The organism is Nostoc sp. TCL240-02 (assembly GCF_013343235.1).
In the GTDB taxonomy this organism is placed as follows: Bacteria; Cyanobacteriota; Cyanobacteriia; order Cyanobacteriales; family Nostocaceae; genus Nostoc.
The window spans coordinates 224,674-237,434 of the sequence record NZ_CP040094.1 but is presented as its reverse complement, the minus strand read 5'-3'; the positions used below and the strand labels follow the sequence as shown (position 1 = coordinate 237,434).

General features: G+C 42.9%; 10 protein-coding genes. 6 read left to right on the top strand and 4 right to left on the bottom strand.

Features of this window, described 5'->3' with window-relative positions; all coding sequences use genetic code 11:
- Nucleotides 1–10 precede the first annotated feature (10 nt).
- Nucleotides 11–850 carry a DUF4351 domain-containing protein gene (locus tag FBB35_RS01185; RefSeq protein WP_174708128.1) on the bottom strand — a complete coding sequence of 280 codons (840 nt, stop codon included), beginning with the start codon at nt 848–850 and terminating at the stop codon, nt 11–13.
- A 157-nt stretch (nt 851–1,007) separates the two neighbouring features.
- A complete protein-coding gene (locus FBB35_RS01180; RefSeq protein WP_174708127.1) occupies nt 1,008–2,660 on the bottom strand; it encodes a mechanosensitive ion channel in 1,653 nt (550 codons plus the stop codon).
- 198 nt (nt 2,661–2,858) lie between these two features.
- Between FBB35_RS01180 and FBB35_RS01175 the strand changes: the two genes are divergently transcribed.
- Nucleotides 2,859–3,299: an SRPBCC family protein gene (locus FBB35_RS01175; RefSeq protein ID WP_174708126.1), complete on the top strand. Its 441-nt coding sequence runs from the start codon at nt 2,859–2,861 to the stop codon at nt 3,297–3,299.
- 141 nt (nt 3,300–3,440) lie between these two features.
- Here the strand turns inward: FBB35_RS01175 and FBB35_RS01170 are convergent, their stop codons facing one another.
- Complete coding sequence (locus FBB35_RS01170) at nt 3,441–4,262, bottom strand: SirB1 family protein (RefSeq protein WP_174708125.1); 822 nt, start codon at nt 4,260–4,262, stop codon at nt 3,441–3,443.
- A 767-nt stretch (nt 4,263–5,029) separates the two neighbouring features.
- On the opposite strand from FBB35_RS01170, the gene FBB35_RS01165 reads away from it, so the two are divergent.
- From FBB35_RS01165 to FBB35_RS01145, 5 genes are all read left to right on the top strand, one after another.
- The gene (locus tag FBB35_RS01165; protein WP_174708124.1) at nt 5,030–5,641 is read left to right on the top strand and encodes a PEP-CTERM sorting domain-containing protein; all 612 of its coding nucleotides are present in this window, start codon (nt 5,030–5,032) and stop codon (nt 5,639–5,641) included.
- Nucleotides 5,642–5,976: 335 nt separating this feature from the next.
- Nucleotides 5,977–7,425 carry a F0F1 ATP synthase subunit beta gene (gene atpD, locus FBB35_RS01160; protein WP_174708123.1) on the top strand — a complete coding sequence of 483 codons (1,449 nt, stop codon included), beginning with the start codon at nt 5,977–5,979 and terminating at the stop codon, nt 7,423–7,425.
- 116 nt (nt 7,426–7,541) lie between these two features.
- Nucleotides 7,542–7,955, top strand: a complete 414-nt coding sequence (atpC, locus tag FBB35_RS01155) for an ATP synthase F1 subunit epsilon (RefSeq protein WP_163936387.1) — start codon at nt 7,542–7,544, stop codon at nt 7,953–7,955.
- Nucleotides 7,956–8,110: 155 nt separating this feature from the next.
- Entirely contained in the window at nt 8,111–10,216 is a 2,106-nt protein-coding gene (locus tag FBB35_RS01150) for a flotillin family protein (RefSeq protein WP_174708122.1), read from the top strand.
- 110 nt (nt 10,217–10,326) lie between these two features.
- On the top strand, nt 10,327–12,291 hold the full coding sequence (locus tag FBB35_RS01145) for a serine/threonine-protein kinase (RefSeq protein WP_174708121.1): 1,965 nt from the start codon (nt 10,327–10,329) through the stop codon (nt 12,289–12,291).
- 10 nt (nt 12,292–12,301) lie between these two features.
- Here FBB35_RS01145 and FBB35_RS01140 read toward each other — a convergent pair whose 3' ends face one another.
- A complete protein-coding gene (locus tag FBB35_RS01140) occupies nt 12,302–12,601 on the bottom strand; it encodes a 30S ribosomal protein PSRP-3 (RefSeq protein ID WP_094333099.1) in 300 nt (99 codons plus the stop codon).
- Nucleotides 12,602–12,761 lie beyond the last annotated feature (160 nt).

Below are 12,761 nucleotides of genomic sequence, written 5' to 3'. Positions count from 1 at the left end.
GGAACTTATTTTAAATGCTTGTATTTTGCTCAAGCCAAGCAACTAAATCAGATACGTTTGAAAAGTCTAAAAATTCTTCTCCTAATTGTTCCAATTGTTCAGTAGATAAGACTTGAATTCTCTCAAATATTGATGAATCGATTTCTCCAAATCGCCGATTTAACTGACGCTTTAAAAATCGAAATGCTTCTTTTTGTTCTCCTCTTTCTTCTCCCTTCTGCAAAATATCCTGATAAATCACTGATTCTTGCATAATATCTTCCCGCAATAATTGATGAATAAAATCTTTCTCAAACTTCAACCCTGCTAAAATCTCCGTGTAAGCAGCAGTATTTTGTCTTGTCTCAACATCTGTAATTTTAGCAATTTCTTTGGCAACCTGCGATAGTAGTACTTGGGCTGAATCTGTTCGCGTTAACGGTGCTAAAGGTAATAACGCCAGATTGTTAAGAAATAGTGCTGAATCTTGTTCCCACATTCGGATAACTCGATAACGGTGGGTTGTGACTTCGTTAACATATTCTTCGGTAAAAGCGATTTCATTACTTGTCTCTTGCAAGAAAATCACTACCTGCGTAACAGGAACTTGATATTTCCTTGTCAATCGGACATAATAATCTAGCATCCGCAGAGAAATTGGTTTTGGGGATTTGATTGTGGTTTGGAATTCTAGGTGTAAAATTCGATTTTCTGTTTGCAGAAATGTTACTGAATCAGCACGTATAGGTTCGATGCTCAATTCAGTTTTTAAGATTTCAATTGTTCGTGGTTCTTGATTTAATAACCAACGGGTAAAATCACGGGGATATTTTTCTGCAAGTATTTTACAAAGATTGTCATATTCTGCCATCTATTAAGAATCCTAAATAAGTTGTAAAAAATTTACCTCCCAGCTAATGCCGTCCCCCCAATGTCTTGGGGAGACTAAGAAGGGTAGCAACAATTTCAAATTCTCACGAATGATTTAGGATTGCTATATACAGATGAAATTGCGCCTTCATCAACTTTTAGTTTCTATTTTTGAAAGAGTTTAGCCATTCTTGAACTTGTTCGCGGGCAATATCACGCCCTCCAAGACCAAAGGCTAGGGCAATAGCAACTGCGATCGCACCGAGTAAAAGTCCAAAGGCTAAATTCACAATATCACTGGCAACTCCAATCTGTTGCAGTGCCATTGCAGAGACTAAAGCAATAATGGCAATCCGCGCTACTTGTCCCAAAATCTCTGCCTGACGTTCGCCGGAACTGGTAATGATGTTAAAAGCTAGATTTGCCAGGAATAAGCCAATGGCAAATATTACCAATCCCGCCAAAATTCGCCCAAATATAATCACAATACCAGACACTAATGCTGTCAGGGCTGGAATATTCAAGATATTCACCGCCGCCACCGTTGCAAACAACATGATACCCACTAAGGCAACAATACCCGCAATTTCCGATGGAGTGCGGCTTGGGATATGGGCAGTTGTTGGTTCAGTTGAAATTTCGATGCGTCTAGTAGGTGTTGTCAGACCCAAAATAGTGAAAATGTTGTTAAAGCCTAAATTGGTGAGGATACTTGTAACTAAATCCGCCACAAACCGCCCCACAAAATAGGCAACAATTAAAATTGCCACGGCTGTAAAGATGGCAGGGAGAGCGTTGAGAACCTGTTGTAGCATAGCGATCGCCGGGATAGATATCGCATCAATTCGCAAGGCATTAAGCGCTGCGATCGTTACAGGAATCAAAATCAAAACATAGACAATTGTACCGATAATACTTGATAAAGGTTGTACCCCCGCGCTCGCAGATAATCCCAACCGGCTACCTAAATGGTCGATCCCAGTTGTCGCCAATAAGTTCGTTACAATCCGCCGTACTACATTAGCGATGAACCAGCCAACTACAGCAATTAAGATCGCCGCTAAAATGTTCGGCAGAATTAGCAGAACTTCTGTAATAAGAGCTTGTACTGGTTGTAGAGCCTGCCTTAGTCCGAGAGTGTCTAAAACTGGGGCAAGAAACAGTAAAAATATAAACCAATACAGAGCATTAGCAATCGTCTCACTCAGAGACAACTGATTGAGGCTGGGTGCGCTGTCTTCTGGTTCTGGATTTAAACGCTCATCCAGATTAAATGCCTGTAATGATCGCACAGTGATAATCTTCACAATGGTCGCCAAAGACCAGGCGGTCGCCAAAAGGATTCCCGCACCAACCAAATTTGGCAAAAAGCCAATAAGTTGATTGAGAAAATTATTGAGGGGTCGAGAGGCTACCTCCAGATCCAACGTCTGTAAAACAGCTACCGCCGTTAATAGAATAATGCTCCAAAAGACTAAGGTGGAGATTAATTTCTCCACCTGGGGAACATCTTGACGACCTGTTACTCCTGCGGCAATGCGGTTATCTATGTTTGTGCGCTTGAGGATTCCTTGCGTTACTGCTGCTGCGATCGCTGCAATTAGCCAACCTATTAACAAAATTGCTACTGCCCCCAGGAGACGGGGCGTAAACAGAATTATCTGTTGAACAATACCTTGTACATCAGTGATTCCTTGATTCACTGCTGGTTGCGTCGGTTGCAGGCTGGGGGATTGTGCCAAAAATTGCTGCACCCTCATGGGCAAACCAATTTCTATCACCTGGGTTATTCCTTGCCAAGTTGTGTTCATGGTTTTTGGGAATTAAGCTTAAGTATTCGCCGCAAACACTGAGTAAGTGTTTTGCCTATAAATTTACCAGTAAACACATACATATAATATTGAGATCAAGAGTAATTTTTGACTTTGTTACTAAATATTTGATTTAATCTACTGGCAATGGCGAATTTTGCGTTACTCTAATTGCAGCAACAGCATCGAAGATGTGGAATGCCTCAAGTTTTAGAACAATCGATTCAAATTAATGCTACAGCTACGGTGGTAGAGCGCTGTATTAGCGATTTAGCTCTCATGCAACGCTGGCTTAATCCTGTCCTCCGTTGCGAACCTGTGGGTGAATCTTGGAGTACTGATGTTGGTAGTGAAAGTCGTTTTATCATTCAAATTCCTCTACTGAAACCTACGTTGAATAGCGTAGTTGTGGAACGACAACCGGGTTTGGTAGTCTGGGAATTTCAAGGATTTTTTCAAGGGCGCGATCGCTGGGAATGTCAACCCACAGAAAAGGGAACGCTCCTACTAAACCGTTTTGAGTTCGATATTCCTAACCCTTTAGTCAGTTGGGGTTTCAATACCTTTGCCGCATCTTGGACAAAAGAAGATATGCAAGCCCAACTCCGTCGCCTCAAACGAGTCGCGGAAAATTTGTAATTGGGCATTGGGTATTGGGCAGAAAAGGCAGAGGGGCATAGAGCAGGGGGCAAGGGGGAGAATTAAAAATTACCTCTTTCCCCTCTTCTCCCTTTTTAGTTGCCCTTTTTCCTCTGCTCCCCTGCCACCCACTCCCATTCCCTAATTCCTCCCCAATTCTGTAAGTAGCCGCCGAATTACTGATGCATCCTGGGCATCAGGAACTTTTGCTAAATAATTTTGTAAATCGTCTACGGCTTGGGGGTAGTTACCAAGTTGATAGGAGATTAAGCCGCGATCGCGCAATTCTAAAGTTACATTAGGAAACAGCAACAAAATTCGTTCAATTGCTGCCAGCGTTTTTTCTAACTCTTGTTGTTTGAGGTAAATAAATTTTATATTTGTCAGCATCCGTGCCAAAAATTGCCGATTACCGACCACGGCTAAAAATTCTGGTTGTAGCGTCACGGGTTGCTGATAAATTTGAGACAGCCTTTCCTCGCAATCTTGAGCAAATATTATTTCACCGCCATTAAAAGCATCCACAAAAATTTCTATATCTGGAACATCTGGGCGGATCAAGAAATGCCCTGGCATTCCCACACCTACCATTGGAAAATCGATCCGTCTGGCAACCTCTAGGTAAACTAACGCTAAGGTAATAGGAATTCCTAGTCGGCGGTCAATTACATCATTGAAAAAACTGTTACGCGGGTCGTAATAGTCAATCTTATTACCAGAAAACTTTAAATCATCGTATAGATACTGATTAATACTTTGAACTATCCGCAAAGGATATCGTGAGTCTGGTAGGCGTTCTTGAAGCTCCCATGCCATTGTATCAAGGGCGTTGAGATATTCCTCTGGATCTAGCTTCGGATATTCTTCTTGGGCAATATACAAAGCTGCCTTTGCTAGGTCAATATGCTCGTCAGCCTGCTGAATCTCTTGGTAAAAATATTGTCGCGCTGACGAGAAAATCATAAGCTTTTGCTCGGTGAAACTGTGAGGATGAAGCCGCACCTATGCCCAACTCAGGCATCACGGTTTGGCTAAAAACTGTTTTTTGTATCTATCTATCTTTATCTTACGGATATTCAGAACTTTTGGAAATGTAGTTTATAGATAGCTTTATATATATCTATAGATAAAAATCGTACATTTTTTTGAAAAATCTAAGTAGTTTTTTCGGTGTCTTAGCGAAGCGTAACGCACCAAAAGCTTGGAATAGTACCCTAGTTTTTGCACTTATACACTTTACGTAGATTTCAAAAATTAAATATTAGTCCTAATATTGCTAACTAACTTTTAGTAAATGCTCCGTTGGTGATGCCTACGATGGGCTGTACCCACGCAAAGCACACAACGTAATACAAATCTCCATTATTTCATATAAATTACGATAATTTTATACAAAGACTGTGTGTATATCAATTTAGTAATAGCCGATAAATTGCTATCTAAGCTTTATATAATATAGCTTTGAAAATTTTCTTTTTTAAAAGTATATAAATTACTTTTATAAATTTTTAGTGAATCCCAGTAATAATACTTGTTTTTTTAATTCTCTTTACCAATAATGCTCCTAGTTATACAACCTAGTTGAAATCAAGTAAATACTATGTCGATAACATAGTATTTACTGCTGTGTGCGATCGCAGCTAAAGGCTAAATCTTCGTCTGCTATGGGAGATTTTTGTTTAATTTCGCTCCTAAATTTGTGTGTATTTTAGATACAACGAGGTTAATTAATGAAGACTTATCACCTTTTACGCGCAACGCTTACATTCTTGACTTGTACTTTGTCAGCTTTAGCCATTTCTATAAATGCCAATGCGTCTACTGTCGTAACATTTGACGATCTAAAAGGTGATAACCTTCTAGTACCGGATGGTTATGGTGGAATCGAATGGGATAATAATTGGATTTATTACGGTTTTGAGCAACCCCCATACACTCCTGAGTCAATTCCGAACCGAATTTATGGGAACTATGACAAGTGGAATGGCCCAAGTAGCATTCCATTCTACTTTGCATCACCCGTAATCTTTGATGGCAGTTATTTTGCTGGATATGATTTCTCTATCCCAGTCAACTTTTCACTTTACAATAGAGGAACACTACAGGCGACATCTGCATCGCTTATACCTTCTTCCACACCAACTTTTCTGTCATCAGGTTATACAGGACTGGTTGATGAAGTTCGTGTAAATTGGAATAACGGCTCTACAGTGCTAGATAATGTAACATATCACACTGCTGCTGTTCCTGAACCAACTTCTTTGATTGGCTTGCTTGGTTTGGGTAGTTTTGGCATCATCTCCAAATTTAAACGCAAGCAAAAGCAGCAAGTTAACTGCTAATAGAATCTTTAATTTATTAGGCAAAAGCTAGGTATTAAATATCTAGCTTTTTTGCTTTAAGTCTAAATACTTAGAAAATTTATAATAGTAGCTTTTTTACTACGCTAGCTGATCGCTAGGGTGATCGCATCTAAAAAATGAGATTAGGGATAAACTGGAGTCTATCTTGTCTATCTAGTCAGGATGAGGACTACAGCCACAGGTGCCAAACACCTTTTTAAGGAATTACTAAGGGAGTTATGTCCCCGTCCGGTGCTAAAGTGAAAATTGACATTGCTTATTATTATGTCTTCTCCGACCGTATCTGAAATCTAGCTTCACTCATTAGGCGCAGCATGGTCACAACCGCAGAAAAAACAAACATTGGCTACATTACCCAAATCATTGGCCCAGTTGTAGACGTTAAATTTCCCGGCGGGAAATTGCCACAAATCTTCAACGCTTTGAAAATCAAAGGCACCAATGAAGCTGGACAAGAAATCAACATCACCGTTGAAGTACAGCAACTGCTGGGCGACAACCAGGTGCGGACTGTTGCGATGAGTTCCACCGAAGGCTTAGTGCGCGGTTTTGAAGTCGCCGATACAGGCGCTCCCATTAACGTGCCAGTTGGTAAAGCCACCTTAGGTCGAATTTTCAACGTCCTTGGCGAACCTGTGGACAACAAGGGCCCAGTAAATGCTGAAGCAAGTTTGCCCATCCACCGCTCTGCTCCCAAATTCACTGACCTGGAAACCAAACCTTCGGTGTTTGAGACTGGGATTAAAGTTGTTGATCTTCTGACTCCCTATCGACGCGGCGGTAAGATTGGTCTGTTCGGCGGTGCTGGTGTTGGTAAAACCGTGATCATGATGGAGTTGATCAACAACATCGCTACTCAGCATGGTGGAGTATCCGTATTTGCTGGTGTGGGTGAACGCACCCGTGAAGGCAATGACCTCTACAACGAAATGATTGAATCTGGGGTTATCAACAAAGACAACCTCAACGAATCAAAAATTGCTTTAGTCTACGGTCAGATGAATGAGCCACCCGGAGCGAGAATGCGGGTTGGTCTTTCGGGATTGACAGTAGCAGAATACTTCCGCGATGTGAACAAGCAGGATGTGCTGTTGTTTATTGACAACATTTTCCGGTTTGTACAAGCGGGTTCGGAAGTATCGGCGTTACTAGGTCGGATGCCTTCTGCGGTAGGATATCAGCCCACATTGGGAACCGACGTAGGTGAACTGCAAGAGCGGATTACCTCGACTACAGAGGGTTCCATTACCTCCATTCAAGCAGTATACGTACCAGCGGATGACCTCACAGACCCCGCACCTGCTACTACCTTCGCCCACTTGGACGGAACCACAGTACTGTCTCGCGGTTTGGCTGCTAAGGGAATTTATCCCGCAGTTGATCCCCTTGGTTCAACTTCCACCATGCTCCAACCAAATATTGTAGGTGACGAACACTACAATACTGCTCGGGCGGTGCAATCAACTCTGCAACGTTACAAAGAACTCCAAGACATTATAGCCATTCTCGGTTTAGATGAATTGTCTGAAGAAGACCGTCTAATCGTGGCACGGGCGCGGAAAGTTGAGCGCTTCTTGTCTCAGCCATTCTTTGTAGCAGAAGTATTTACCGGTTCTCCTGGTAAGTATGTGAAGTTGGAAGATACCATTAAAGGGTTCCAAAAGATTCTGTCTGGTGAGTTGGATGCTCTGCCAGAACAGGCTTTCTACTTGGTTGGCGATATTAACGAAGCGATCGCTAAAGCTGAAAAAATCAAAGGTTAGTCATTAGTCGTTGGTCATTAGTTATTGGTCATTAGTCATTAGTTTAAGTGCTAATGGCTAATGGCTAATGGCAAAAGACAAGTGAGAAATGACGAAGGACAAAGGACAAAAGACAAATGACATTAACCGTTCGGGTAATTTCTCCAGATAAAACAGTCTGGGATGCTCCAGCTGAAGAAGTAGTTTTGCCTAGCACAACTGGTCAACTAGGTATCCTCACTGGACACGCACCACTTTTAACCGCCCTGGATACTGGTGTAATGCGAGTCCGTGCCGCGAAAAATCAGAATTGGGAAGCGATCGCCCTTTTGGGTGGCTTTGCCGAAGTCGAAGAGAACGAAGTGACAATTCTGGTTAACGGCGCTGAACGTGGCGACAAAATTAACCTAGAAGAAGCTCGTGCTGCTTACAACCAAGCAGAAGCGGGACTCACTCAGGTCTCAGCAGACGATCGCCAAGCCCAAATTAAGGCAAATCAAGCCTTCAAACGCGCCCGCGCTCGGTTTCAAGCGGCTGGCGGTTTGGTCTAATTTAACTTTCTATTTCAACTTTGTAGGTTGGGCAATGTCCAACCTACAAATTATTTATTTAATTTTTCAAAAAAATTACGTCAAGTTTAAGAAATCGAGGCAAGTCTTGCTGAAGTGTTAACTTAGCTAATTAGTTGCCCAAACGGGCACAAATTATGAAAAGCTTTTCATCTTTGCTTGGCACTCGTAAACAAAATAAGGTAGCTCGTTTTGCAGCCTCTATCGTAGCAACGTTAGCGATGGCTGGTGGTATTCATTCTGCCAATGCTACTTCTGTTAACATAACTACTGCAAAAGAAATTACTTCGGCATCAGTCCAGCGAAATCAGACTACACCAAATATTGCTCAGTTACCAATCAGCAGGACTCAATATCAAACTGCTGGAATTGATCCTGTTGTACTAGTTCCCATCCTACTTGTCGGCGGTTTCGTCATATTCGTCCCCCTATTCTTTGGGGGACTTGTAGTCATTGGTGAACGTGAAGTCGGTATTGTAGTGAGGAAATTTACCCTTTCCGGGCGTGGACTCCCCGCAGGCAGTTTGATTGCCCTCAACGGCGAAGCTGGCTTGCAGGCAGATACTTTAGCTCCTGGTTGGCACTGGGGCTATTGGCCTTGGCAATATTCTGTAAAGAAAGAATCGGTAATTGTCGTTCCCCAAGGGGAAATTGCTTTGATTGTGGCAGCAGATGGCGCATCCAACCCACCAGAGCGGATTTTGGGTAAAATCGTGGGTTGTGACAACTTCCAAGATGCTCGCAAATTCCTGACTGAAGGTGGTGAAAAAGGGCGGCAGATGGGTTTTCTCACTGCTGGTACGTACCGGATTAACACTGCCCTATTTAAAGTCATCATGGCATCAAATGCCAGCGCTCATGGCATGGCTCCAGAACATTTGCGGGTGTACAGTCTGGCATCTGACAAAGTTGGCATTGTCACTACCTTAGATGGTTTACCAATCTCTGCTGGTGAACTCGCAGGCCCCATAATTGAGGGACACGACAATTTCCAAAATGGTCAGAAATTTATTGATGGCGGCGGACGGCGAGGTTTACAAGAACAGACGTTGCTTTCTGGTTCTTGGAACTTGAATCCTTGGTTTGTCCAGGTTGAACAAGTGCCGATGACAGAAATTCCCATTGGGTATGTGGGTGTGGTGATTTCCTTCGTGGGTAAGGCACATCAAGATGTCAGCGGTGCAGCTTTCACTCACGGTAACTTAGTGAATCAGGGACATAAGGGTGTGTGGATCGAACCGCTATATCCTGGTAAGCACCCGATTAATTCCCGAATTATGAAGATGGAACTAGTACCAACGACCAACATTGTCTTAAACTGGTCAAGTCGCACCGAACGCCACAGTTATGATGCTCAACTAGCTTCCTTAACTGTGCGATCGCGTGATGGATTTGCCTTTGATTTAGAAGTAGCACAAATTATCCATGTGGGTGCTTTAGATGCTCCGAAGGTAATTTCCCGCGTTGGTGCAATGCAAAATTTGGTAGACCATGTATTAGAACCGACTATTGGTAATTATTTCCGCAACTCAGCCCAAGACTATACTGTACTAGACTTTCTGACTGCTCGGAGTGAGCGGCAAACTGAGGCTGCTGAGTATATTAAAACAGCATTGCGGGCTTATGATGTGCAAGCGATCGACACCCTCATCGGTGATATTCAGCCACCAGCGTCGTTAATGCAGACACAGACAGACCGGAAAATTGCTGAAGAAGAACGCAAGACTTATGAAGTCCAGCAGATGGCCCAAACCCAACGGCAGCAGCTTGTCCGGGAAACAGCACTGGCTGAGATTCAGCAAGAAATGGTGAAATCAGAGCAGAGTGTGCATATAGCTGACCTAAAAGCTCAAGCTCAAATTAAGCAGGCTACTGGTGAAGCTGAAGGGACAAAACTCCGGGCAATTGCTGAGGCTGAAGGTATTCGAGCCACAGGTAACGCTAAAGCTGAAACCTACCGCGCTGGTGTGGAAGCCTTGGGTTCGCAAGGTTATACAGCAATGCAACTAATGCAGATTATCGGCGATCGCCATGTCCGCTTAATTCCAGATGTCTTAGTTGGTAGTAACGGTAGCAATAACGGCTTAGTGGATGGGCTACTATCCATGATTTTATGGAATCAAACTGGTAAGGGTGAATTGAAACCAACACCTTTGCATCCGCAACCAGTAGTTACCCAAACACAACCAACCACAGATAACGGTCTTCCACCGATAGTTGTGAATTTTCCAGTGGATAAGTAATATCCGGTAGGGTAGCACAGCTTTGCTATCCTACGAGAAATGCAATTTAAAATGGTTATATTTTACTTTGGGTAGGCAAGATGCCTACCCTGTAATTTTGGTAGAAAATTTTGTTTTTACAAGAACGTTATCGTTTATTAAAATCAATTGGTAAAGGGGGATTCTGTAAAACCTTTCTCGCTGTAGATGAGGGTCAGTTTCCGCCAATTCCTTGCGTTGTTCAAGAAATCTCGCAGGAATACGAGACATTTAAAACTTTTCAGCAAAAGGCGCAACAGCTAGAGGAATTAGGGAAGCATCCACAAATTCCCGCTTTATTGGCTTATTTTCAGCAAAACGAGCATTTTTATTTAGTGCAGGAGTTTATTGCAGGCACTAATTTAGCTCAGGTGGTTGAAGAGGAAGGTGCTTTTAATGAAACTCAGATTTGGCAACTGCTAGAAGATTTATTACCAGTTTTGCACTTTATTAGCGATGCCTGCGGCGGTCTACGCCGAAGCAACATCATCCACCGCGATATTAAACCCCAAAATATCATCCGTAGATCCCCAATTACCAAGAAGGGGGATTTGGTCATAGTCGATTTTACCACTGCGAAAATCGTCACAGAAAGTGATCCGCTAACATCTGAAACCATTATCGGCAGTCCAGAATATTCTGCACCAGAACAAACGAGAGGAAAAGCAGTTTTTGCTAGTGATTTATATAGCTTGGGTGTAACTTGTATTTACTTACTTACCCAGATTCCTCCCTTTGATTTATTTGATATTGCCAATGATTGTTGGGTCTGGCAACAATATCTTACTACCAAGGTAAGCGATCGCCTAGCCCAAATCCTCGACAAGCTGCTACAAAATGCTGTTAACCGCCGCTTTCAATCAGCTGATGAAGTTATGCAAGCAATGGGTATCAGATATAAAACTGAAAATTTGAAATTACCAAATCCTCCTTGGCAATGCTTGCATACCCTAACTGGGCATTCTGGGAGATTAAGTAGTGTAAATTCCCTTGCCATCAGTCCTGACGACTATACCTTAGCCAGTGCTAGTGATGACAAAAACATCAAATTGTGGGATTTAAATACCCAAAAAGTCCTAGCTATCTTATCAGGACATTCGCAAGCTGTACAATCAGTGACCTTCAGTCCTGATGGTCGAATTCTGGCAACTGCTAGCGATGATAAAACGATCAAATTGTGGGAGGTTGAGACCTTAAAGGAAATCTCCACCTTATTGGGACACTCACACGCTGTAAAATCAGTTGCTTTCAGTCCTGATGGACAGATTCTCGCTAGCGGTAGCTGGGATAAGACAATCAAACTGTGGGATGTAAATACTAGCAGAGAAATTTGCACCATAACTGGACATCAATTACAAGTCAATTCAGTAGCATTTAGTCCCCAAGGGCATCTTTTAGCTAGCGCAAGTTATGACAGAACAATTCGCCTGTGGGAAATAACTGTATTAGGAAGAGGTAAGGGAGCAGGGAGCCGGCTCGCCGTGAGCGTAGCCGAACGGGAGCAGGGAGATATGAATAGTGCTGAGTTAAAAGACCACTCACAAACAGCAGAGGACATTCCCCTTTCCCCCTGCCCCCTGCCCCCTGCCCCCTTGCCTCTTATTCAAAACCGCCCATGCTATAGCTTGTTAAGCACCCTTTCGGGTCATGCATGGGCGGTTTTGACAGTCGCTTTTAGTCCTGATGGTCAAATTTTGGCGACGGGTAGTGATGATAACACTATTAAATTGTGGGAGGTAAACACTGGTCAGCTAATTTGCACACTTGTTGGCCATTCTTGGTCTGTGGTGGCTGTGGCTTTTACTGCCGATGGCGAAACACTCCTAAGTGCAAGTTGCGACAAAACAGTTAAACTTTGGAGGGTAAGCACAGCAGAAGAGATTGTTACTCTCTCTGGTCATGTAGACTCAGTATCTGCTGTTGCTGTGAGCAAAGTTAGACAATTAATTGCAAGTGGCAGCAGAGACAAGACTATCAAACTGTGGCAGTTTGTAGAACAGCGCGTAGGCGTAGCCCTTCGGCTGCGCTCAGGAACCACCCGTCGTAGACATCGCTAATATTGTAATATCAGGCGCTACCTGTGAAGGCAACTTCTGGAAATTTCAACTGAGCTTCTGCCATTGGACGGTTTCTACCTTCCTCTTGCCAGTAGTTAATCACTTCTGTTGCTTTATTAAGCAACTCGACACGATCCAGGTCAGTAATCCAATGTTTGGATTCTAATTCCTTTTTTAACTCTTCCCAGGCATCATTTCTGGGCCAAAAAAAGTACTTAGTCAAAGGACTGGTGCCTTTGCCTACAACTTGATCCACTGCGAGAGCAACGTTTTCGTCTAACCACAGAATTTTCAAAATAAACTTGGTCAATCACACCTCCGGGAATTTCCGGGCATTACTTAACTAGGATAGCGATCGCTTATTTTAACGCAATACCCTATCAAATGACCAAACAGTAATTGGATTGGCTAACATAAGGTGTAGTCGGCGCTAACTACAGAGGCTTATGACCGACAAAGACTGGGGATTA